This is a genomic window from Rhodococcus sp. G6(2025) (genome assembly GCF_058628105.1).
Genome location: NZ_CP179750.1, coordinates 234,542 through 255,627 on the forward strand (window position 1 = coordinate 234,542; position 21,086 = coordinate 255,627).

The window sequence follows — 21,086 nt, forward strand, 5'->3', positions numbered from 1 at the left end:
ACGAATATTGCTCAGACGAGTGCGGATTCGCGGATCTCGAGGGGGGTTCCGGTGGCGGCGACGACCTCGTCGACGGTGACGCCGGGAGCGACCTCACGGAGAGCGAGGGTGCCGTCGCCGACCACGTCGATGACGGCGAGGTTGGTGATGATGCGGTTGACGACGCCCTGGCCGGTCAGCGGCAGGGTGCAGGCGTCGATGATCTTGGGGTTGCCGTCCCGGTCGGTGTGTTCCATGAGGACGATGACGCGGCTCGCGCCGTGCACGAGGTCCATCGCGCCACCCATGCCCTTGACCATCTTTCCGGGGACCATCCAGTTGGCGAGGTCGCCGGTGCGGGAGACCTGCATGCCGCCGAGGACGGCGGTGTCGATGTGGCCGCCGCGGATCATGCCGAACGACAGCGCGGAGTCGAAGAATGCGGCACCGGCATTGACGGTGACCGTTTCCTTGCCGGCGTTGATCAGGTCGGGGTCGACGTTCTCGTCGGTGGGGTAGGGGCCGGTGCCGAGGATCCCGTTCTCCGAATGCAGGGTCACGGTGACGTCGGTGCCGAGGTATCCGGGAATGAGCGTCGGCAGTCCGATGCCGAGGTTGACGTATTCGCCGTCGACCATCTCCGCGGCCGCGCGAGCGGCCATCTGCTCACGTGTCCATCCGTTGGTGCCGGTCATCGAGTGGCTCCTTCCGTGCTGCTGACTGTCCGCTTCTCGATCCGCTTGTTCTGGGGGCCGGTCTCGACGATGCGTTGAACGAAGACTCCGGGCAGATGCACCTGGGCGGGATCGATGGTGCCTGCGGGCACGAGTTCCTCGACCTGCGCGATGGTCACCTTCCCGGCCATCGCCGCGAGGGGGTTGAAGTTCAGGGCCGACTTGTCGAATACCAGGTTGCCGGCGGTGTCGCCCCGCAGTGCGTGGACCAGGGCGAAGTCGGCGGTGATGCCGAGTTCGAGAACGTAGCGCTTGTCGCCGAACACGCGGGTCTCCTTCGGGGGCGACGCGAGGGCGACGGAACCGTCGGCGGCGTACCGCCACGGCAGTCCGCCGTCGGCGACCGGGCTGCCCACACCGGCGGGGGTGAAGAACGCGGGGATGCCCGCTCCGCCCGCCCGAAGGCGTTCGGCCAGCGTGCCCTGCGGGGTCAGCTCCACCTCGAGCTCACCGGAAAGGTACTGACGCGCGAATTCCTTGTTCTCGCCGACGTACGACGCGGTGACACGCCGAATCTGGCGGGCGCCCAGCAGAATTCCGAGTCCGTGGTCGTCCACACCGCAGTTGTTGGAGAAGACCTCGAGATTCCCGACACCGGAGTCGGCGAGCGCGCGGATCAGCGAGTCGGGGATTCCGCACAGGCCGAACCCGCCCACGGCGATCGACGCGCCGTCGGACACGTCCGCGACTGCTTCTTCCGGGGTGTCGAACACTCTCGATCCCATGTGCATCCTTTCTCCTGGCCGCCGTACCGGCGATACCGTCTTCCGCATCACATCGTCCACCTGGTGAACGTCTACGTGCGACGAGCTTTGCTCCACTAAAAGGGGTCGCTTCATGCATTTCAAGGATTTCGGAGAGAGTGCTCGCGGTTTGAACGCAGTGCCGAAGAGCGTTCACTGAGTGAACGTATACTGCGGTCATGGACGACGCGCAGCGGCCGCAGGTCATTCGGCGGGTGGGCGCCCTCTTCCGGGCCATCGCCGCCCTCGAATCGTCGGGATCCTCGACGTCCGCCCTGGCACGGGAGACGGGTCTCGCCCGCCCCACCGTGCACCGTCTCCTCGTTTCGCTGGCCGAGGAGGGGCTGGTGGACCGCGACCAGAAGTCGGGGAAATGGTCGCTGGGACCCGAGCTGTACCTGCTCGGCTCGCTCGCGGCCAGCCGGTACGACATCACGGACCGATCCCGCGACGTCCTGCGCGATCTGGCCCGCGAGACCGGCGAGAGTGTCTTCCTGTCCGCCCGCCGCGGCGACGAAACGGTCTGCATCGCGAGCGAGGAGGGCAGCTTCCCGCTGCGCTCCCACGTGCTGTACGTCGGCATCCGCCTACCGCTCGGGGTGGCGTCGGCGGGTCTGGTCATCCTGTCCCACCTGCCGGACCGCGACATCGACGACTACCTGTCGCGCGCCGACGTCACCGGCGAGTGGGGAACACAGCACAGGCGGGACGAGATCGCCGAGCGCATCGCGGAGACACGCCTGAACGGGTACGCCGTCAATCCCGGACTGCTGGTGGAGGGCAGCTGGGGGATGGGCGCCGCCGTCTTCGACGCCCAGGGATCACCGGCCTGGGCGCTGAGCATCACGGGGGTGGAGAGCCGGTTCCGCGAGGAGCGCCGCCGCGAACTGGGCGAACTCCTCCTCCGCCAGGCGCACCGGCTCACCCAACTGCTCGCCGACAGGCCGCGGAGTCGGGGATGACCGAGCGGTGGGCCGGCGCCTACGCCGCCTTCCGCCGCCGCTGCGGTCGCCCGTGGCGAGTGTCGATACTCCACAGGTGGGTGCAGTCGGGGCACTGCAGATGGACGTGGGTTCCCTGATTGCTCAGCAGGTACTGCCAATGCCGGTCGCAATTGCGGCCGGACCCGCAGTCGTGGCAGTCCGAGCCGTGATCGCAGCCAGGGCAGGGCAACCAGGCGCGACGGGAGAAGTCCGCGGTCGGATCAATCGGTAACACGGCCCACCGTCCGATCCGGGAGCACACCCGCCTGGACCAGCTCGTCGTAGATGCGCTGCTGCTCGGGGTCGAGGCCGGAGTACAGCATGTCGTACGCCCGCTCTTCCTCCGCGAGCACGGCGACGGGGTCCCAGTCCTCGCCGATCGCCTCGAGAACAGCGGTGCGCCGCCGCGCCTCGTCCAGCGTGAGGTCGAGCGCGAACGAGAGTTCGGAGTCGCTACCCATGTGGTCACCTTCGTTTCGCAGTCGCCGTTATCGAAGGGGCCAGGGTCACTCGAGCCCGCCCAAGATCACAATGACCTGGATCACGTCGATCGAAAGTGTTGCGTCGTATTAACGACGAAACGCCCCGCCATCCGGGTGGATGACGGGGCGCTGGTGCGAGTGGGGTCAGGCCTGCAGGCCGGCCTCGATCTCGAGGGTGATGGTGATCTTGTCGCCGACGACGGCTCCGCCGCCTTCGAGGGGCATGTCGATGGTGATGCCGAAGTCCTTGCGGTTGAGGACGGTGGTGGCTTCGAAGCCGGCGACCGGGCCGTTGCCCATGCCGGGGTTGACGCCGTTGAACTCGAGGGCGAGCTCGACGGGGCGGGTGACGCCGTGGAGGGTGAATTCGCCCTCGACCACGTAGTCGTCGCCCTTGGGGCGGACGGCGGTGGAGGTGAAGGTGGCGGTGGGGTACTGCTCGGCGTCGAAGAAGTCGGCGGACTTGATGTGGGCGTCGCGGTCGGTGTTCTTGGTGTCGATGGACGCGACCTGGATTTCGGCGGTGACGGCGGCGGTGCCGTCCTCGGCGACGGTGATCGCGCCGGTGAAGTCGTTGAAGGTGCCGCGGACCTTGCTGACCATGAGGTGGCGGACGGAGAAGCCGACGGTGGAGTGGACGGTGTCGATGGCCCAGGTTCCGGCGGTGAGGTTGGGCAGGGTGGCGGTGGCGGTGGTCATGAAAACTCCTTGAGTTGTGGAATGGTCACTCGAAATCGAGGTAATTGAATCTGCAACTACTACGTTAGGCCGATGTCGTTGCGAAGTCAACTAAATTCTGCGAAAGGCTGGTGAACGGCGGTATTACTGCTTCGGCCGGACCGGATGGCGGCTGACGATGGAGATCCGGTTGAAGGCGTTCATGGTGACGGCGATCCAGCTCACCGTGGCGATCTCCGGCTCGGAGAGGAACTGGCGCGCGAACGCGTAGTCGGCCTCCTGGGTATGCGCGTCCGGGAGGGTCGTGATCGATTCGGCCAAGGTCAGCGCCGCAACCTCCCGATCGGAGAACAGTGCCGTCTCCCGCCAGGCGGGCAGAACCGCGAGGCGCTGCTGGGTCTCGCCGGCCGCGAGCGCCGCGGCGACGTGAACGTCCAGGCAGTACGCGCAGCGGTTGATCTGGGAGACGCGCACGTTGATCAGCTCGACGAATCGCCGGTCCATCCCGACCTCGGTGGTCGCATGACGGACGGCCTTGGCGACGCCGATCTGCGCCTGATAGACGGCCGGACTCTGCTTGTCGATGTGGACGTACTCGTTCACGGGTGCCGTGCTGCTCATGGTCGACCTTTCCGGGCTCAGGGGTTTTCCAGCAGGTGGGTGCGCATTTCGCTGAAGTCGTGACCGAGGATGCCGACGTCGCGGGGGCTGAGCAGGTCGAACATGTTGCGGCGCACCTCCGCGACATGTCCGGGGCTGGCGGCGGCGAGCTTCTCGGCTCCGGCGTCGGTCAGCTCGGCCAATGTTCCCCGCTTGTCGTCTTCGCATTCGACGCGGCGCACCCAGCCGGTGTCGACCAGCCTGCTGATGGCCCTGGTCACGCCGCTGCGGGTCGTGGTCACCGCGTCGGCGAGTTCGCGCATCCGCAGTTGCCGCTGCGGCGCCTCCGACAGCACGACGAGCAGTTCGAAGTCCGTGAACGAGATGCCGGCGTCGCGGGTGAGCTGCCGATCGAGCGCCTGCAGGAGTAGGCGTGTGGCGTCCAGGTAGGCGCGCCAGGTGTTCTGTTCGTCGGCGCTGAGCCATCGGGTCGGTTCCACGACACCAGCATAGCTCAAGTAGTTGACAGCGCAACGACTTGCTGTAGTCTGAATTTAGTTGAAAGCGCAATCACTGCGCTCCGCGGAGAGGGGCAGGGCAATGAGCACCACAGACGAGCAGGAGCGTTCGCAGAGGTTCGCGGAGCAACGCGACCGGATCCGCGTCGAGCATCTGAAGCCGGTGGCGTCGAGGCCCGCGTCCTCGGCCCGCGGACTCCATCACACTGCGCTGATCAGCAGTGACGTCGAGCGCACCGTCCGGTTCTATCAAGACCTGCTCGAGTTTCCGCTCACCGAACTGATCGAGAATCGGGACTACGCCGGGTCGTCGCACTTCTTCTTCGACATCGGCAACGGCAACCTGCTGGCATTCTTCGACTTCCCGGGCCTCGACGTCGGCCCGTACCGGGAAGTGCTCGGCGGACTCCACCACATCGCGATCAGCGTCGAACCCGGCCGCTGGAACCACCTGCGCACGAAACTGATCGACGCCGGCGTCGAATTGGTCGAACACAGCGAGGTGTCGATGTACTTCCGCGACCCCGACGGTGCCCGCCTCGAACTCATCGCCGACCCGCTCGGCGAAATGTACGGCTCACACGTTCTGTGAGAACCCCGACTCTGAGAAGCCTGGCTCTGAGAAACCTGGAGAGGATTCGCTCATGACTGCCGCAATCACCCCACCCCGCATCGACGTCCGCCGAGCCGACGACCGGTTCAAGACCGACGCCGGCTGGCTGGATTCCAAGCATTCGTTCTCGTTCAGCAACCACTACGACCCGGCCAACACCCATCACGGGGTGCTCATGGTCAACAACGACGACATCGTCATCCCGGGTCAGGGCTTCGACACCCACCCTCACCAGGACATGGAGATCGTCACCTGGGTGCTCCAGGGTTCACTGGTGCACCAGGATTCGATGGGACACTCCGGCGTCATCTACCCCGGACTGGCCCAGCGCATGAGCGCCGGGACCGGAATCCTGCACTCGGAGAAGAACGACTCGTGGCGACTGGACGGCGTCACCGGTGAGCACGCCGACGAGCACACCGATCCGGTCCACTTCATCCAGATGTGGGTCGTGCCCGACGAAGCCGGCATCACACCCGGTTACGAGCAACTCGAGATCGACCACGAGTTGCTCGCCGGGGGACTGGTGCCCGTCGCGTCGGGCATGCCGCACTACGCGGACCACTCGGCGATCCGGATCAAGAACAAGTACGCTGCAATGCACGTCGCACGTCTGCAGCCCGGGCAAGCGCCGATCACCCTGCCCGACGCCCCGTTCCTCCACGTGTTCGTCGCGCGCGGCGAAGCGTCGATGGAAGGCGTCGGCATCCTCGGCGAGGGTGACGCCGTCCGGCTCAGCGGTGGCGGCGGCCAACAGGTGACCACCGACACCGGTGCCGAGATCATCGTGTGGGAGATGCACGCGACGATCGCTGCATGACGCGAGCCGCGGGGCAGGTGCGGGTCTTCCGTTCGGGTTGCCGAAGCTGCTACTGTGCCCGACAGACAGTGACCTAAGGAAGGGCCTTACAACCGCGCAAGCGGCGACCCAGGCCCGGGTCCTGCATCCGAAGGAGTTCAGTCCCTTGGACACGGCTTCGACCGTCGTCCGCCGATCCACCGTCGAGTACGCGCCCGATCTGCTACTCGATCTCGTCCGTCCCGCCGAAGCAGAGCACCCCTTGCCTGCGATCGTGTGGGTGCACGGAGGTGGTTGGCGGCTTCAAGACCGCACTGCATGCCCAGATCTGGTGCAACACTTCGCACGGCACGGCTATGTCATGGCCAGCATCGACTACCGGCTCGCGCCCGGGACTTGCCACCCCGGCCAGCTCTTCGATGTCAGGCGGGCGGTGCGCTGGCTGCGCGCCAACGCCGCGGACCACGGCATAGACCCCGACCGGATCGGTGTGTGGGGCTCGTCCGCTGGTGGGCACCTCGCCGCGCTCACCGGAGTGCATTCGGGCACAACACGATTGCCGGGGGAAGAACCCGCGACCGTCGACAGCTCGGTGCAGGCCGTCGTCGACGGTTACGGGCCCGCCGACCTGCCCGGCCTCGTCGACCTCTCCGCGGAACAGGCGCCGGGGGAGGACGATTCCCCGGAGGCATCGTTGCTCGGCGGCGCGATCCGCGACCGACTGGACGCCGCGAGATCCGCGAGCCCCGCACTGCAGGTGGCGCACGGAGCACCGCCGTTTCTGGTCATGCACGGTCTCGGCGACAACCTGGTGCCGTTCACGCAGAGCGTCGCGTTGTACGACGCGCTCGTCGCGCACGGCAACGAGGCCATTCTCTATCTGATCGAGGGATTCGGGCACGGGTTCTTCAACCCGGGCCACGTCCTCGAACTCGGCCCCGACCAGACCCTCGACCAAGGCCATCTCGAACGAGATCCGCAGGCGCCCGCCTCGACTCGCGCGGTGACCGACTTCGGTCGCGCACTGACCGAGAGGTACCCGTCCGCCTCGTTCGCTGCGGTCGAGGCCTTCTTCTCGCACACACTGAAACCAGGAACACCCACCCCATGACTACTTTCGACATTCCCGTCCTCGACGAGGTCCACGCTGCCGCTCCGCAACTCGACACCCTCCCCGGCCGCTGCGTGCCCTACGCCATGGCCGCCGGGGAAGGCGAGCGCCACGAACTCGGCGGGCAACTGATCACCGTCATCGCCCGGCCGGAGGACACCGGCGGGCAATTCGGTGCCGCATATGTATACGGCAGCAAGGGAACCGAGACGCCGTTCCTCGCCCACGATCGCGAGCACCGCTTCCTGTACGTCACCGACGGGAGGCTGCAGATCTGGTTGCCGGGCGAATCGCACCTGCTCGTGCCCGGTGACTCGGTCACCGTCCCGGCCGGGACGCCGTACGCCTACCGCATGCTCGCGCACCGGACGCGGTTCCTGAGCTGGCTCACCGTCGGCGACGGGCACCGGTGGTCGCAAGCCACCGGTCAGGCCACCTCATCGCACGTCTTCGACGCCGAGGCGGCGCCGATGTCGGACGCGCGGCAATCCGAACTCGCGGACCGGTTCGGTGTCCGGGTCCACGATCTCGAGAAGACGGACCTGCCTGCGGTGACCGGCACGTCGTTGCCCGCCGCGGAGTCCCCCTACGTGCTGCAGGCGGGCGAAGGCGACCGCTGGGCGAGTCTCGACCAACTGAACACCTACCTCGCACGACCGCGGAACACCGGCGGAACGTATTTCGCGATGCACACCATGGGCGGCAAGAGTGCGTACATTCCCCGTCACTTCCACCGTGAGCACACCGAGAACTTCTTCTGCATCGAGGGTCGAATTCTCCTGCACGCCAACGGCCGGGAGATCATGCTGACCAAGGGTGATTTCCTCCATGCGCCTGCCGGAACGATCCACAGTTTCGCGTTCGACAGCCACAACACGCAGATGCTCGGCCTGCTGACCACTGGCGTGTTCGAGAAGTTCTTCGAGTACATGAACGTCCCGACGGACGCGCACGTCCACACCGAGGGCGGCGACATGCAGTTCCCAGCCGAAGGGTTCGCGCGGGCGCGTGCCGAGCTGGACCTCGAGGTCGTCGGCCCGCCGCCGGCACGAGGCGACGGTCGCTGAGACCCGTCCGGCGCGCACACGTCCGGAGCGGCCGAGCTCTACACTCGTGCCATGGCGATCCAGAGCACCGTCACCCGGGCAGAGTCCCTGGTCGCCCACATCCAGGACCGGATCGCCGCGGGTGAACTCGCGCCCGGTGATCGGGTGGGTACCCGCAAGGAACTCCAGGCGGAGTCGGGGATGGCCCGCGGAACGGTCATCGAGGCCGTCCGGCTCCTGCAGGATCGGGGAGTCATCACCGTCCGGCCCGGACCCGGCGGTGGCCTGTTCGTCGCCGAACCGTCCTCGGTGGTCCGGCTCGGCCGTACCCTGCTGACCGTCGAGGGCGACGCGGCGGGAGTCGCCGACGCCATCGCCGTCCGGGAAGAACTGGAACCCCTCGTGACGGAACTGGCCGCCCGTCACCGGACCGATGCCGACGTCGCCGACCTGCGGCAGGTGATGACCGTTCTCGAGGATTCGGCCGGCGACCCCGAGGCGTTCATCCGTGCCGTGTGGGATCTGCATCGCCGGATCGTGGCGATCGGCCCCAACCAGGTGTTGCGCGAAACCTATCTGAGCCTCGAAACCTACGTGGAGCAGCACGCGACGCGCGCGAGCCGTGAACGAAGCGCCACCAACAGCGAGTACTTCGCGCGACGGATCGACGTGCACCGCGCGCTGGTCGATGCCATCGAGTCCGGCGACCCGGCCCGAGCCCGCGCGGCCGCTCAGGCGCACGCTCACTGAGCAATCGCTTCTCGCAGCCCTTTCTCGGTTCCCGTGCTTGACAGTGGGTAGTGGTCTGTGGCTACCATCACACATAACGGTTATAACCGTTTATTGGAGGAGTTGATCCTCCCCCCACTGACCAGGAGTGTTCCGCATGAATTTCTCCACGTCCTCGCCCGGCGGCCGCGGCAGAGTGCTCGTGCCCGTCCTCTGCTGGGCTGCCCTCCTCAGCGACGGATACGACCTGTTCGTCTACGGCGCCACCCTGCCCGCCCTGATCGGCCACGCCCCCTGGTTCATCACCGCCGGGGCGGCAGGCACCGTGGGCAGCGCCGCCCTGGTCGGAGTCCTCATCGGCTCGCTGACCGCCGGGACGCTCACCGACATCCTGGGCCGCCGCCGCCTGTTCCTCGCGTGCCTGACGCTCTTCTCGACGGCAACCCTGGTCACCGCTATCGCCCCCACCTTCGAGATCTTCGCCGCCACCCGGCTGGTGGCCGGCCTGGGGATCGGCGGGTTGATGCCCACCGCCATCGCGATGGCGGCGGAGTTCGCGTCCCCGGCCTACCGGTCCCGGATCCTCGGCATGGTGCTCACCGGACCGGCGTTCGGCGGCGTCCTCGCATCGGCGGCGTCCCTGCTGCTGCTCGAGGAGTTCGGTTTCCGTCCGGTCTACGCACTCGGTGCGGTTCCGCTGATCACGTTGCTGCCGTTGGCGTTCGCGTTTCTGCCGGAGTCGCGGGCGTTCGTCGCCGAACGATCCTCCGGGGATCGGGCGTCGAAGTCGCCGGTCGCCAAACTCTTCGGTGACAGGATGGGGCGGGCCACGGTCGGTATCTGGTTCGTCGCGATCTGCAGCATGCTCACCATGTTCGGGGTGACCACCTGGCTGCCGCAGATCATGCGCAATGCCGGTTACCCGATCGGTTCGGCGGTGACGTTCCTGCTCGTCTACAGCGCCGGCGCCATCGTCGGAACGCTGCTCGCCTCCGTGCTGGCCGAACGGTTCGGTCCGAAACCGCTGGTCCTGGCCGGGTTCTCCACTGCCGCGGTCTCTCTCGCGCTGCTGGGCACACACCCGCCGACCGCCGTCCTGATGCTGCTGGTGGCGTTGGCCGGATTCGGCGGCCTCGGCACCCAGAACATGCTCAACGATCACATCGCGACGTTCTACCCGGCCCGATTCAGGGCAACCGGGCTCGGATGGGCGCTCGGAATCGGCCGGGCGGGCGCGATCGCGGGCCCCACGTACGGCGCGTTCTTCGTCGCCGGTGGCGGTGCCGTCATCGTCAGCTCACTGGCATTCGCCGTGCCCGCGCTGATCGGCGGCGTCGTGATGGCCACCCTCCCGCGACGCCCCCGCACCACCACCCCCGCCGACGCGGACAACCACCTCGAAGCGGCCACCGCGCGCAGCACCGAAGTTTCCCGCTAGAACTCGCCACCGAACGGTGGCGGACGAAAAGGATGAAATAGATGAAGATTGTCGGCTATCGCAAGAAGGATCAGGACGCCGTGACCGTGGGTGTCCTCCGTGACGGCTTCGTTCGACCGCTCGCCACACTCGAGGAATTCTGGAGCGACGCCGCCGGGTGGGTGGCACGAGCGGAACACCTCGAATCGCCCGAGATCGACGTCACGCTCGTCAGCGTGGTGCCGCCGGTGCCCGACTCCGCCCGCGTCATCTGCGTTGGCCTCAACTACAAGGCCCACGCCGCCGAGGGCGGCTTCACCCCGCCGCCCTACCCCACGCTGTTCGGGCGGTGGACCCCGTCGCTGAGCGTCGACGGAGCCCCGACACCGGTACCGGCCAACGAGGCGGGCCTGGACTGGGAGGGTGAGGTGGCCGCGTTCATCGGCACCCGGCTCGAAAGCGTCGACGCGGCCACCGGCCAGGCCGGGGTGCTCGGCTACGCCTGCTTCAACGACCTCACCGCCCGCAAGGCGCAGAAACTGACCGCGCAATGGACGCTCGGCAAGAACGGCGACCGGTCCGGACCCCTCGGCCCGCTGGTTCCCGCCGGTGAGGTCGGGGATCTGTCCGACGGTCTGCGGGTGCAGACCCGCGTCAACGGAACGGTCGTGCAGGACGGCAACACCCGGGACCTGATCTTCTCGGTCGGCGAGATCATCGCCCTCATCAGCGAGACGTTCACCCTGCACCCCGGCGACATCATCGCCACCGGCACCCCGGAGGGCGTCGGCTACGTGCGCAACCCACCGTGGCTGCTCGGGCCCGGCGATATCGTCGAGGTGGAGATCGACAAGCTCGGCGTCCTGCGGACCCCGATCGTCGATGCCAGCGGAAGGAAGGGCGCATGACCGACGTCGCGTCCGGTGTCGACCGGACACCGGTACTGATCGCCGGCGGCGGGCCGTCCGGGCTCGCGGCCGCGCTCGAACTGGCCCACCACGGGGTGGCAAGCCTGGTCGTCGAACCGAGGGTCGACGTCGACGCCGAACGCCCGCGCGCCAAGACCACCAACGCCCGCACCATGACGCACCTGCGGCGGTGGGGACTGGCCGACGAGGTGCGTGCCGCGTCGCCCCTTCCCGTCGAGTGGGCGCAGGACATCGTGTTCTGCTCGACTCTGCTGGGCCACGAGATCACCCGGTTCGAGAACGGCTTCCAGCTCGACGTCGCCACCCCGACGGTGGCGCCCGAACGCGGCCAGCAGGCACCACAACCTGTCGTGGAGACCGTGCTTCGGGAGGCGGTGCAGCGCAGCGAATTCGCCACCCTGCAACTCGGGGAGCGGGTCACGTCGCTCGAGGAACTCCCCGACGGCACCGTCCGTGCCACGGTGGAGGGTCCGGGGCAGACCCGAACGGTCGTGGCGGACTACGTCCTCGGGTGCGACGGCGGCGCGAGCATCGTGCGCGAGTCCATCGGCGCCCGGTTCGAGGGCACGTCCGGCGAGCGCCCCAATCTCAGCATCCTGTTCCGTGCGCCGGGCCTGGCCGAGCGGGTGCCGTTCGACGGTGCCGTCCACCACTGGGTGATGGCGCCCGGGGCGGCGGGCATCGTGGGCCGGCTCGACCTGTCGGACACCTGGTGGGCGATCGTGCAGGGCGTCGACGTCCGGGACGAGGAGGTCGACGCCACCGCGCTCGTGCACCGCCTCATCGGAGAGCCGGTCCCGGTCGAGATCATCGCCACCGACCCGTGGGTGGCACGAATGTTGCTGTCCGACAGCTACCGCAAGGGCCGGGTGTTCCTCGTCGGCGACGCCGCGCATCTCAATCCGCCGTGGGGCGGGCACGGGTACAACACGTGCATCGGTGACGCCGTCAACATCGCCTGGAAGATCGCGGCGACGCTGCGCGGCTGGGCCGGGCCGCAACTGCTCGACAGTTACGAAGCCGAACGCCGGCCCGTCGCCGCCCGCACCATCGCCGAAGCCGGAGCGCAGGAAAAGGCTCTCGCGCATCATTTCTCCACCGTCGAGATCGGTCAGGACGGTCCGGCAGCGGAGGAGGCGCGCCGCCGCACGGCAGAGGCGCTCGCCGTGAAGAAGAGCGAATTCCATTCACTCGGACTCGTTCTCGGCTACGCCTACACCGACTCGCCCGTCATCGTGCCCGACGGATCGGCGCCGCCGGCGGAAGATCCCGTCGAGTACGTGCCCACCGCGTGCCCCGGAGCGCTACTGCCGCACGCGTGGTTGGGAGACGGCCGTTCGCTCTACGACGTTCTCGGCCCGGAGTACACCCTCGTCGTGCTGGACGACGTGGGATCCTCGCGGCACACCGCCGAACTCGAACCGCTGACGGCGAAGGCCGAGGAACTCGGTGTCCCTGTGACGGTGCTGCGATTGTCCGACACCGGGGGATCTCTGGGCAGTCTCCTCGGCGCCCCCTTCGTCCTCGTCCGACCCGACCAGCACGTGGCGTGGCGGGGCGGCGACCTCGCGAGCGCCGAGAAGGCGATCGACATCGCGGCGGGATGGTGAGAACACCTCCCCTCGCCGGACGCTCCACCTCCACACTCGAGAAGGAAGATTCACGTGTCTGCTCTCCATGAGGCGCCTCAGACGGCGACCAAGCTGCTCGTGACCGCCATGGGTTTGATCGATACGTTCGACCCCCGGCAACGGGCGACCGCGATCATCGACGATTTCGACGACCCGCGGCGGTTGAACTGGGACATCATCCCCAAACCGGACCGCACCGGCATCCCGCTGCACCAGTTGGACCGTCACCAGAAGGTGCTGGTGTGGGATCTGATCCGGTTGGCCGTGCCGCTGCGCACCTTCACGAAGGTGCTCTCGATCCCCCAACTCGAGCACGTCCTCCGGGACTACGAGCAGGATTTCCTCGGACCGGCACTGCAGACCTGGCGCACCTCGGATTCGTACTTCCTGACCTTCTTCGGCCGGCCGGGATTCGAGGACACCTGGACGCTGCGTTTCCTCGGTCACCACGTCTGCCTCAACCTGACGATCGTCGACGAGCGGTGGATCTCCGCCACCCCGGTCGCGTTGGGCGCGCAGCCCACCGAGTACGACGGGGTGCTCAAACCCCTCGCCGACGACGAGGGCCTGGCCTTCGACCTGCTGGCCTCCCTGGACGACGAGCAGCGCGGCCTCGCCGTCATCCACGACGTCGCACCGGCCGACTTTGTGACCCGGCAGGTGCCGCGGATCGGGGCCTACGAATACCCGGACCACTACGACCTCGGCATGCCCGGCTACACCATCACCGACGCCGACCGGGTCGCCCTGAAGTTCGTCCGCGATCGGCCGTCCGGGATCAGCGGGGCGAAGTTGTCCGGTGACCAGCAGCACGCACTGCTGGGGATCGTGGACTGCTAACTCGAGCGACTGCCCGAGGAAGCCGGCGACCGGCACCGGCAGGCGCTGCGGGAGGGCGGCATCGACCGGGTCTTCTTCGCGTGGGCCGGTGCGCAGAAGCGCGGCGCACCGCACTACTTCCGCGTCCACACCGACCGGTACCTCATCGAGGCGGTCAACGCCGTCGGCGGCGGGAACCACCTGCACACCGTGCTGCGGGACTTCGACAACGACTTCGGACACGACCTGCTCGCACTCCACGCCGGGACCGACTCGAAGTGGGGCGGCGGGCACCTGAGCAGCCGGACGGTGTCCAGCGAACAGTCCGATCCGCACCTCGAAACCTGAGTGCCGCTCTGCCCCGCACAGCGCTGAGCGGGGCCGACTCCGGTCTGCCCGCGGAGTGTGAGACTCGTCAAGTTTGTCCATTTCGGTTTCCCTGTTGCCTGATCAGTGGCGACACTGGTGAAGCTGACATTTAACGTGGACGAAACAATGAGGTGGATTGTGTTGGGGCGCTCGAAGGCAACCGTGGTGTACTCGGTGTCGGGTCGACCGTCCAACCCGTTCGCGCGACCGGTCGATCGTTTCGCGGCCACCCTGAAATCCGTCATCGTCACCCTCGCGGGTCTCGCGATCGTGCTCGCCGCCGTGATCGGCACCTGGGAGTACCACCAGGAGAGTGCGCGGGCCGCGCAACAACGCGCCACCACGACCCTCGTCGAGGCCGTCACCAACGCCGACGCCCCGATCACCCTGTCGCCCCGCGGCTCGGTCCGGACCACCCCGATGGTGAAGGCGACGTGGGCATGGGGCTCCGAGTCCCGCACCGACAGCATCGAGGTCCCCTCGGGGACTCCGGCGGGCACCTCGAAGACCATCGCCGTCGGCGACGACGGAAGCTGGGCCGGCCCGCGGATCACGACCTCCGACGTCGTCAGCGCCGCGGTCGCGGCAGTGCTCATCACCCTCGCCGCGAGCGCGCTGCTCCTGGGTGCGGTGTGGGCGATGTTCTCCCGCGCGGTCGAACGCCGGCGCCAGCAGTACTGGGACGAGAGCATCCGCAGGCTGTTCGCGACCTACAGTCGCTGATCCTCCCGCGGGCCGGTTCGACAGGCCTCGTACCTCACCTCGGACGGATCTGAATCCGCTTCGGACGTCACCCGGTCGCGCTGTCCCGTGTCGGTTTCGGTGGCCTCACTCCGGGCTATTCAGGTGATGCCGAGGAAAGGTGGGAGCCATGTCCGACCGGGATGCTTCTATATTCGAAAGCGAACGCGAGCTCGACGAAGAGTCCGTCCGTAAGGCGCAGCGGACGGTCGCCCACCATTCGATCGATGCCGACGACTGCCGGATGCTGCTCGCTGCGCTCGGCATCCCCCTCGTGCGTGACCTCGAGAACGAATCATTCTCCGGCACGGCCGGCGCCGAATCTCTCTGACCGACGCGTCTCGCGAGACGGCCCCAAGGCGACCGCTGCTGGGCGACAGGCGTTCACAGCGACTCCACAGCGAAGCTCGAGGGGGCCCGCACCGGCGACCGCTTGTATGGGATGTAACCGGAACAGCCCATGGAGAGGTCCTCATGACGAACAGCCCGCGTCACCACGCCGACGAAGTGCACGAGCACGATCGCGGCCTCAGCCACGACCTGAAATCGATGTTGTCGCGTCGCCGCGCACTGTTCGTGTTCGGCGCGGCGGGTGCGACCGCGCTCGCGGCGTGCTCGTCGGCGGGATCGACGGCGACGTCGTCCTCGTCGTCGACAGGGGCCGCCGCGACCACGGCGGAGACGGTGAGCGACGGCACGTGCGTGGCGGCGGCGCCGCAGGAAACGGCCGGACCGTATCCCGGTGACGGGTCCAACGGCCCGAACGTGCTGGTCGAGTCGGGGATCGTCCGGCAGGACATTCGCAGCAGCTTCGGCGCGTACTCCGGGACGGCGGAGGGTGTCGCGACGACCATCGAACTGAACCTGCAGGATCTGACGAAGGACTGCGCGGCCGGCGCGGGAATGGCCGTCTACCTGTGGCACTGCGACCGGGACGGCGAGTACTCGCTCTACGGTCAGGGCATCACCGAGCAGAACTACCTGCGCGGCGTTCAGGTGGCGGACTCCGCCGGCACGGTGTCGTTCACGTCGATCTTCCCGGCCTGCTACTCGGGACGCTGGCCGCACATTCACTTCGAGGTGTTCGACTCACTGGAATCTGCGGTGGCGGGCGAGGGCGCCCGGTTGACGTCGCAGATCGCAGTGCCGCAGGACGCGTGCACCACCGTCTTCGCCTACGACAGCGGGTACGCGAACAGTGTCGGCAACCTGTCGAAGGTCTCCCTGGACTCGGACAACGTGTTCGGGGACGGCTGGGATGCCGAGCTGGCCACCGTGTCGGGAGAACCCGCCACCGGTATGACGATCTCGATCACGATCGGTGTCGCCGAGAAGTCGGCGAACACGCAGTCCGCGCCGAGCGGTCCCGGTGAGGGTGGCGGGCAGCCGCCGAACGGGGCACCCGGCCGGTAGCCGTCGCGGCTCGGTTCCGTCGTCCGTCAGCTGACGTGCCACCCGGGTGGTCGGTCGAGTTCGTTCCATTCGCGGGTCAGCTGAGCCTGCTGCCGGCGGGACGCGACCCAGTGGACGACGAGGAAGAGGAGGCAGTACCCGCCGGTCGCGGTCACCCAGATCCCGCACGCGACGCTCACCGCCGTGGCGGCGTTCTGCGAACCGGTCTCCGGCGCCGGGACGAGATCGCCGTTCGGGTCGAGCCAGACGGTGACGGTCTGGCCGGCCTTCGCGGCCGATTCGGTGGGAACGTCGGCGGTGTGTGTCTGCCCGTTCGCCGACCACTGCACCCGTGCGTGGGCTTGATACTGGGGTGCGGCCGGCAGGGGTTCTCCCGTGGTCCCGGTGCGGGAATCCTCGACGAGCCTGGCGGGTGTCGGGTGCCGGGTGGCGAGTTCGGCCTGCGTCTGCTGGTCGAGCCGCGAGTACGTCTCGGTTCCGTAGGCCGCGGCCAGTGGAATCATCATGAGCACGAAGAACACCCCGATGAGGACCATCGCGGAGCGGAGCCGGTCGCACCCCCGCATGAGCGGGTTGCGGCTCCATGGACCCAGACGCCACAGCCGTGTCGGCGCTGCACACGTTTCGCTCATCGCGCACCTCCGGGTGGTTGCCCACCACCATTGTGCAACCGAAACGCCTGCACGTGTAGGGCCTTCTGGCAGGTGTTCGTGCGCGGCCGGTGTGGCCGCGTCAGACCCGTCGCGAAAGGTCGGGCGACGGGGGAGCTGTCACGCGCCGATTCCGGCGAAGGCTTCGGTCAGTGCCTCGATCCCGGCCCGGACCGTGGGGCGGTCGTTGTCGGCGCGGCGGAGTGCGTAGATCTCGCGTTCGAGTGTGGGACGCACGGGGACGATCGCCACGTTGTCCGGCACCCAGACGCGGGCCAGGCGCGGCACGAGTGCGGCGGCGAGACCGTGCGCGACGAATTCGAGTTGAGCCGCGAATTCGGGCACTTCGTACCTGATATCCGGTTCGACGCCGCGGTTGCGCAACGTCTGCACCAGCCAGGTGTGGTACACCGCGCCCTTCTTCCACGTCGTCCACGGCATGTCCGCGATCTCGTCGAGATCGACGTGATCGCGGGACGCCAGCGGATGGTCCCGGGACAGTGCGACGTCGGCGGAGTCGCGGTGCACCAGGGTGTGCACTGCGTCCTCGGGCAGGTGCAGTGGCATCGTGACCCAGCTGTCGACGACGGCGAGGTCGAGTTCCCGGCGCACGATCGCGGGTATGAGGTCCTCGGTCTCGCCGGCGAAGAAGCTGACCGCGAGCTGCGGGTGACGCCTGCGCAGCGTCGCCACGGCAGTCGGCACGACGACTCTGCCTGCGGAGGAGAAGGACCCGATTCGCAGTTCTCCCACCACGTCGCGGTCGAGGGAGACGACTTCGGATTCGGCCTGCGCCAGAAGCGATATCACTTCCTGCCCGCGACGGGCCAGGAGCCGGCCCGCATCGGTGAGCTGGACGCCGCGGCCCGCGGGCACCAGGAGCCGGACGCCGACCTCCCGTTCGAACTTGCCGAGTTGCTGCGACACCCCGGACGGCGTCACGTGCAGGGCGCGGGCTGCGGCGCCGATCGATCCGTGTTCGGCGACAGCGCACAGCGCGCGAAGGCGATCGACGCTCAACATAGTAGTAATGCTACTGCTTTCATGACACGACTATTCACTTGTTGTAATGGTTGGGGCCTCGGAGAATTCTCGGTGTGACTACCGCTCTCCGTTTGCGTCCCCGTGCCCTCGTCAGCCCCTCCTTCAGCGTCGCGTCCGTGGATCCGCGACTGCTGGTGCTGGCGGGTGCGGTGGCGACTTCGCTGACCGGCAGTCTCATCAAGCTGTCCGGGGTGGAGCCGGCCACGTCGACGTTCTTCCGGTGTGTGCTGGCGCTGCCCATCCTCGGTCTTCTTGCGCTGCAAGAGTTTCGGCGGTACGGCGGGATTCCGCGTCGGGTGATCGGCGCCCAGGTGCTCGGCGGGATGATGCTCGGCGTCGACTTCGCGCTGTGGGCGCGATCGATCCACCTGATCGGCGCCGGAATCTCCACCGTCGTCGTCAACGTGCAAGTCGTCGTCGTGCCACTGCTCGCGTGGGTCTTCTTCCGTGCGCGGGTGCCGGTCCGGTTCGTCGCGGCGGTTCCCTTCCTGTTCGCCGGTGTGGCTCTCGCCGGCGGAATCCTCGGCGGCAGCGGCGACGGCGATCAGCTGTTCCTCGGAACTCTGCTGTCGCTGGCGGCGGGCGTGGCCTACGGGATCTACATCTTCGTCATCGGCCGCGCCGGATCCGCACACCGGGCGTCGTCGCAGGTGTTCGTGTCGACGATCGCCGCGGGAGTCGTCGGGACCGCAGTGGGATCACTGTGGGGAACGGTGGACCTCACGCCGGGATGGCCCGCGCTGGGATGGCTGGCGGCGCTGTCGCTCAGCAGCCAGGTGCTCGGCTGGGTCCTCATCGGATTCGCCCTGCCGCGGCTCGCCGCCGAGGTGGGCGCCACGTTGCTGCTGCTCCAGCCGGTGCTGGCGATGCTGTTCTCCATCGCGATCGTGCACGAGCGTCCCAGCATCGGGCAGTTCGCCGGCTGCGCACTCGTCGTCGCAGCGGTGTGGATGGTCACGCACGTGAAGCCGGCGGACCGGCGTCCGGTGACCGCGCGAATCGCCGAATGACGCAGGGTGCGGCGTCTGCCCAGGTGTTTCACCCCGTCCGCAGTGTGGGTTCGTCGGCGGGCGGTTCGGGTGGGTGCTGTCGCTGCTTCGCCGAGTACAGCTCGCGGTCGGCGTGCCGGTAGAGCGCGGTGAGTGGGTCGGCCTCGCCGGTGCACGACGCGCAGCCGAAGCTGAACGGGGTCGGGCTCTGCCGGGCGAGTTGCGCCATCACGCCGGGCAGCTCGGAGTGGTGCTCGCCGACCGCGCAGGTGACGAACTCGTCGCCGCCGACCCGGGCGAGAAGGGCGCCGCGGGGCATGTGCTCGGCGAGGTAGTTGGCGAGGTCGACGAGAACCGCGTCGCCCGCGGCGTGGCCGTAGTGATCGTTGGTGGACTTGAACTGGTCGACGTCGATGAGGACCAACGTCACGGAGACCTGTCCGGTGCCCGCGCTTTCGAGGGCGTGCCGGAACGCGAGCTCGAAACCGGCGCGGTTGAGCAGGGCCGTCAGTCCGTCGGTGCTGGCCGATTCGATCAGGGTCCGGGTGAGGGATCCGAACATCTCGGCCGCACCGAGTACGCAGCTGACGGCCACGACGAGAACGGCGGCCTTCACGGTCACCGTGTCCACCTCGACCGGCACCAGCGTCAAGGCGGTGGGTGCGACGACGACTCCGACCACCATCAACGCGGTGAGGCATCCGACGAGGAGCCGTGACTGCCGTTTCGGGTAGAACACGACGAAGTACATCGCCAGGAACATCGCCGCGATCGCGCAGAGCAGTTGGGCCACGGCGAGAACGAGACCGGACATGACGATCGGTGTGGCGAGCAGTGCCGCCGTCGTGCAGACCTGGTAGGCGCGTCGGCTCGGCCTGCGTCCGCCCCGGTGCAGCACGACGAGTGCGAACACTCCGAGGAGAACGCCGGCCGTGCGAGCGGCGACGGTTTCCGGCCGAATCGACAACCCGACCATGGGCGGGAGGACGAACCCCGCGAGGTGCAGCGCAGTCGTGATCCACAGGTAGCGGCGCAGGATGCGCGGCTGATAGTCCTGCAGGACCGTGTCGACGGACGACGCAGCGAGGGGCCTCACCTTCGCAATTATCCAGGACCGGTCCCGGAAGGGGCGGGTCTCTCGTGACCGCCCCTTCCGGGAGGGCGGGTCAGCTGGGTGTGGACGCGGCGACCTGCGTGGCGTCGTCGTGCCACGGCGGTGTCTGGATGCCCGCGCCGCCGTACATCGGGAGTCGGATCCCGTCGCCGTGCCGGGCGATCTGGTCCCAGGGGCGGTTGAGGCCGAACGTGCCGTACGTGCGGACCCGGGTCACGGCGTCGAGATCGAGGGTGTCGACGAGGACTTCTTCTCCCGACCCGGCCTGCTGGCGGACGATGCCCTCGGGGTCGACGACGACGCTGGCGCCGACTCCGGCCGGGTCGGCGCCGTTCACGTTGACGACGTAGACCTGGTTGGTCCACGCGTTGGCGCGGGAGCAGACGAGTTCCATCTCGCGGTCACGGGTGGTGGTGAGGGTGGGTTGGATGATCACTTCCGCCCCGAGCCAGGCCAGTTGGCGTGCGGTTTCCGGGAAGGAGCCGTCGTAGCAGATGGCCAGGCCGATCCGGCCGGTGCCGGGGATGTCGAAGACGACGAACTCGCTGCCGGGTGCGGTCTGCTCGTACGGCTGCCAGGGGAAGACCTTGCGGTAGCGGGCCACCACCTCGCCGAGCGGCGACACGGCGATGGCGGTGTTGTAGATCTTGTCGTCGTCGCCGCGCTCGTAGAGGCTTCCGGGCACCAGCCACAGGCCGGTTTCCTCGGCGAGTGCGCAGATCCGGTCGATGTGGGGGCCGGCGAGTGGCAGCGCCACCTGGTCCATCCAGTCGGCGCGGGCCTGCAGGAGAGGCGCCTCCGCGGCCAGCACGAGTTCGGGGACCACGACGAGTTCGACGTGCGGGAAGGTGTCGCGCACGGCGCGGACCTGGTCGGCGAACCGCTGCCAGGTGGCCTCCACGTCGAACGGGACCGGGGCGGTCTGGATGGCGGCGATGGTCAGTGTGCGCATGGG

24 protein-coding genes and 1 pseudogene are annotated in these 21,086 nt (G+C 68.0%); 15 read left to right on the forward strand and 10 right to left on the reverse strand.

Going from position 1 to position 21,086, the window contains the following annotated elements; genetic code table 11:
* Positions 1 to 11 precede the first annotated feature (11 nt).
* Complete coding sequence (locus tag ACLIVD_RS01200; RefSeq protein WP_005260718.1) at positions 12 to 674, reverse strand: 3-oxoacid CoA-transferase subunit B; 663 nt, start codon at positions 672 to 674, stop codon at positions 12 to 14.
* On the reverse strand, positions 671 to 1,438 hold the full coding sequence (locus ACLIVD_RS01205; RefSeq protein WP_016884572.1) for a CoA transferase subunit A: 768 nt from the start codon (positions 1,436 to 1,438) through the stop codon (positions 671 to 673). Before ACLIVD_RS01205 ends, ACLIVD_RS01200 begins: the two co-directional genes overlap by 4 nt.
* A 197-nt stretch (positions 1,439 to 1,635) precedes the next feature.
* On the opposite strand from ACLIVD_RS01205, the gene ACLIVD_RS01210 reads away from it, so the two are divergent.
* Positions 1,636 to 2,418 (forward strand): IclR family transcriptional regulator, encoded by a 783-nt coding sequence (locus ACLIVD_RS01210; RefSeq protein WP_009476976.1) that lies wholly within the window; start codon positions 1,636 to 1,638, stop codon positions 2,416 to 2,418.
* A 242-nt stretch (positions 2,419 to 2,660) separates the two neighbouring features.
* On the opposite strand, the gene ACLIVD_RS01215 is transcribed toward ACLIVD_RS01210, so the two are convergent.
* From ACLIVD_RS01215 to ACLIVD_RS01230, 4 genes are all read right to left on the reverse strand, one after another.
* The gene (locus tag ACLIVD_RS01215) at positions 2,661 to 2,900 is read right to left on the reverse strand and encodes a DUF6400 family protein (RefSeq protein WP_005237803.1); all 240 of its coding nucleotides are present in this window, start codon (positions 2,898 to 2,900) and stop codon (positions 2,661 to 2,663) included.
* Between the two features lie 165 nt (positions 2,901 to 3,065).
* Entirely contained in the window at positions 3,066 to 3,620 is a 555-nt protein-coding gene (locus tag ACLIVD_RS01220; protein ID WP_283330859.1) for a YceI family protein, read from the reverse strand.
* 123 nt (positions 3,621 to 3,743) lie between these two features.
* Complete coding sequence (locus tag ACLIVD_RS01225; RefSeq protein WP_477951393.1) at positions 3,744 to 4,220, reverse strand: carboxymuconolactone decarboxylase family protein; 477 nt, start codon at positions 4,218 to 4,220, stop codon at positions 3,744 to 3,746.
* 17 nt (positions 4,221 to 4,237) lie between these two features.
* The gene (locus ACLIVD_RS01230; RefSeq protein ID WP_009476979.1) at positions 4,238 to 4,699 is read right to left on the reverse strand and encodes a MarR family winged helix-turn-helix transcriptional regulator; all 462 of its coding nucleotides are present in this window, start codon (positions 4,697 to 4,699) and stop codon (positions 4,238 to 4,240) included.
* Between the two features lie 100 nt (positions 4,700 to 4,799).
* On the opposite strand from ACLIVD_RS01230, the gene ACLIVD_RS01235 reads away from it, so the two are divergent.
* From ACLIVD_RS01235 to ACLIVD_RS01295, 13 genes and pseudogenes are all read left to right on the forward strand, one after another.
* Positions 4,800 to 5,309 carry a VOC family protein gene (locus tag ACLIVD_RS01235; RefSeq protein ID WP_317571559.1) on the forward strand — a complete coding sequence of 170 codons (510 nt, stop codon included), beginning with the start codon at positions 4,800 to 4,802 and terminating at the stop codon, positions 5,307 to 5,309.
* A gap of 52 nt (positions 5,310 to 5,361) precedes the next feature.
* Complete coding sequence (locus ACLIVD_RS01240; RefSeq protein ID WP_317571558.1) at positions 5,362 to 6,150, forward strand: pirin family protein; 789 nt, start codon at positions 5,362 to 5,364, stop codon at positions 6,148 to 6,150.
* A 145-nt stretch (positions 6,151 to 6,295) separates the two neighbouring features.
* The gene (locus ACLIVD_RS01245; protein WP_491931807.1) at positions 6,296 to 7,240 is read left to right on the forward strand and encodes an alpha/beta hydrolase fold domain-containing protein; all 945 of its coding nucleotides are present in this window, start codon (positions 6,296 to 6,298) and stop codon (positions 7,238 to 7,240) included.
* Positions 7,237 to 8,307: a quercetin 2,3-dioxygenase gene (locus ACLIVD_RS01250; protein WP_283336476.1), complete on the forward strand. Its 1,071-nt coding sequence runs from the start codon at positions 7,237 to 7,239 to the stop codon at positions 8,305 to 8,307. Before ACLIVD_RS01245 ends, ACLIVD_RS01250 begins: the two co-directional genes overlap by 4 nt.
* Positions 8,308 to 8,358: 51 nt before the next feature.
* Positions 8,359 to 9,036 (forward strand): FadR/GntR family transcriptional regulator, encoded by a 678-nt coding sequence (locus ACLIVD_RS01255; protein ID WP_005237792.1) that lies wholly within the window; start codon positions 8,359 to 8,361, stop codon positions 9,034 to 9,036.
* Between the two features lie 136 nt (positions 9,037 to 9,172).
* On the forward strand, positions 9,173 to 10,453 hold the full coding sequence (locus ACLIVD_RS01260; RefSeq protein WP_491931808.1) for an MFS transporter: 1,281 nt from the start codon (positions 9,173 to 9,175) through the stop codon (positions 10,451 to 10,453).
* Positions 10,454 to 10,494: 41 nt separating this feature from the next.
* On the forward strand, positions 10,495 to 11,340 hold the full coding sequence (locus ACLIVD_RS01265; RefSeq protein WP_418340463.1) for a fumarylacetoacetate hydrolase family protein: 846 nt from the start codon (positions 10,495 to 10,497) through the stop codon (positions 11,338 to 11,340).
* Entirely contained in the window at positions 11,337 to 12,971 is a 1,635-nt protein-coding gene (locus ACLIVD_RS01270; protein ID WP_477951397.1) for an FAD-dependent oxidoreductase, read from the forward strand. The genes ACLIVD_RS01265 and ACLIVD_RS01270 overlap by 4 nt, the downstream gene beginning before the upstream one ends.
* A gap of 108 nt (positions 12,972 to 13,079) precedes the next feature.
* Positions 13,080 to 13,994, forward strand: a pseudogene (locus tag ACLIVD_RS01275) (DUF3500 domain-containing protein); the annotation flags it as partial.
* Between the two features lie 27 nt (positions 13,995 to 14,021).
* Complete coding sequence (locus ACLIVD_RS01280) at positions 14,022 to 14,159, forward strand: hypothetical protein (RefSeq protein ID WP_491932981.1); 138 nt, start codon at positions 14,022 to 14,024, stop codon at positions 14,157 to 14,159.
* A gap of 159 nt (positions 14,160 to 14,318) precedes the next feature.
* Positions 14,319 to 14,903 (forward strand): Rv1733c family protein, encoded by a 585-nt coding sequence (locus ACLIVD_RS01285; protein WP_105423210.1) that lies wholly within the window; start codon positions 14,319 to 14,321, stop codon positions 14,901 to 14,903.
* 148 nt (positions 14,904 to 15,051) lie between these two features.
* On the forward strand, positions 15,052 to 15,252 hold the full coding sequence (locus ACLIVD_RS01290; protein WP_105423212.1) for a hypothetical protein: 201 nt from the start codon (positions 15,052 to 15,054) through the stop codon (positions 15,250 to 15,252).
* Between the two features lie 143 nt (positions 15,253 to 15,395).
* On the forward strand, positions 15,396 to 16,334 hold the full coding sequence (locus ACLIVD_RS01295) for a dioxygenase family protein (protein ID WP_283354549.1): 939 nt from the start codon (positions 15,396 to 15,398) through the stop codon (positions 16,332 to 16,334).
* Positions 16,335 to 16,360: 26 nt separating this feature from the next.
* Here the strand turns inward: ACLIVD_RS01295 and ACLIVD_RS01300 are convergent, their stop codons facing one another.
* Both ACLIVD_RS01300 and ACLIVD_RS01305 read right to left on the reverse strand, forming a co-directional pair.
* Positions 16,361 to 16,966: an Rv1733c family protein gene (locus tag ACLIVD_RS01300; protein WP_491931809.1), complete on the reverse strand. Its 606-nt coding sequence runs from the start codon at positions 16,964 to 16,966 to the stop codon at positions 16,361 to 16,363.
* A gap of 138 nt (positions 16,967 to 17,104) precedes the next feature.
* Positions 17,105 to 18,007, reverse strand: coding sequence for a LysR family transcriptional regulator (locus tag ACLIVD_RS01305; RefSeq protein ID WP_105423218.1), 903 nt, complete (start codon positions 18,005 to 18,007; stop codon positions 17,105 to 17,107).
* A gap of 74 nt (positions 18,008 to 18,081) precedes the next feature.
* Between ACLIVD_RS01305 and ACLIVD_RS01310 the strand changes: the two genes are divergently transcribed.
* Positions 18,082 to 19,038: a DMT family transporter gene (locus ACLIVD_RS01310; RefSeq protein ID WP_491931810.1), complete on the forward strand. Its 957-nt coding sequence runs from the start codon at positions 18,082 to 18,084 to the stop codon at positions 19,036 to 19,038.
* Between the two features lie 28 nt (positions 19,039 to 19,066).
* Here the strand turns inward: ACLIVD_RS01310 and ACLIVD_RS01315 are convergent, their stop codons facing one another.
* Both ACLIVD_RS01315 and ACLIVD_RS01320 read right to left on the reverse strand, forming a co-directional pair.
* Positions 19,067 to 20,113: a GGDEF domain-containing protein gene (locus ACLIVD_RS01315; RefSeq protein ID WP_491931811.1), complete on the reverse strand. Its 1,047-nt coding sequence runs from the start codon at positions 20,111 to 20,113 to the stop codon at positions 19,067 to 19,069.
* Between the two features lie 70 nt (positions 20,114 to 20,183).
* Entirely contained in the window at positions 20,184 to 21,083 is a 900-nt protein-coding gene (locus ACLIVD_RS01320) for a carbon-nitrogen hydrolase family protein (protein ID WP_491931812.1), read from the reverse strand.
* Between the last annotated feature and the right edge of the window lie 3 nt (positions 21,084 to 21,086).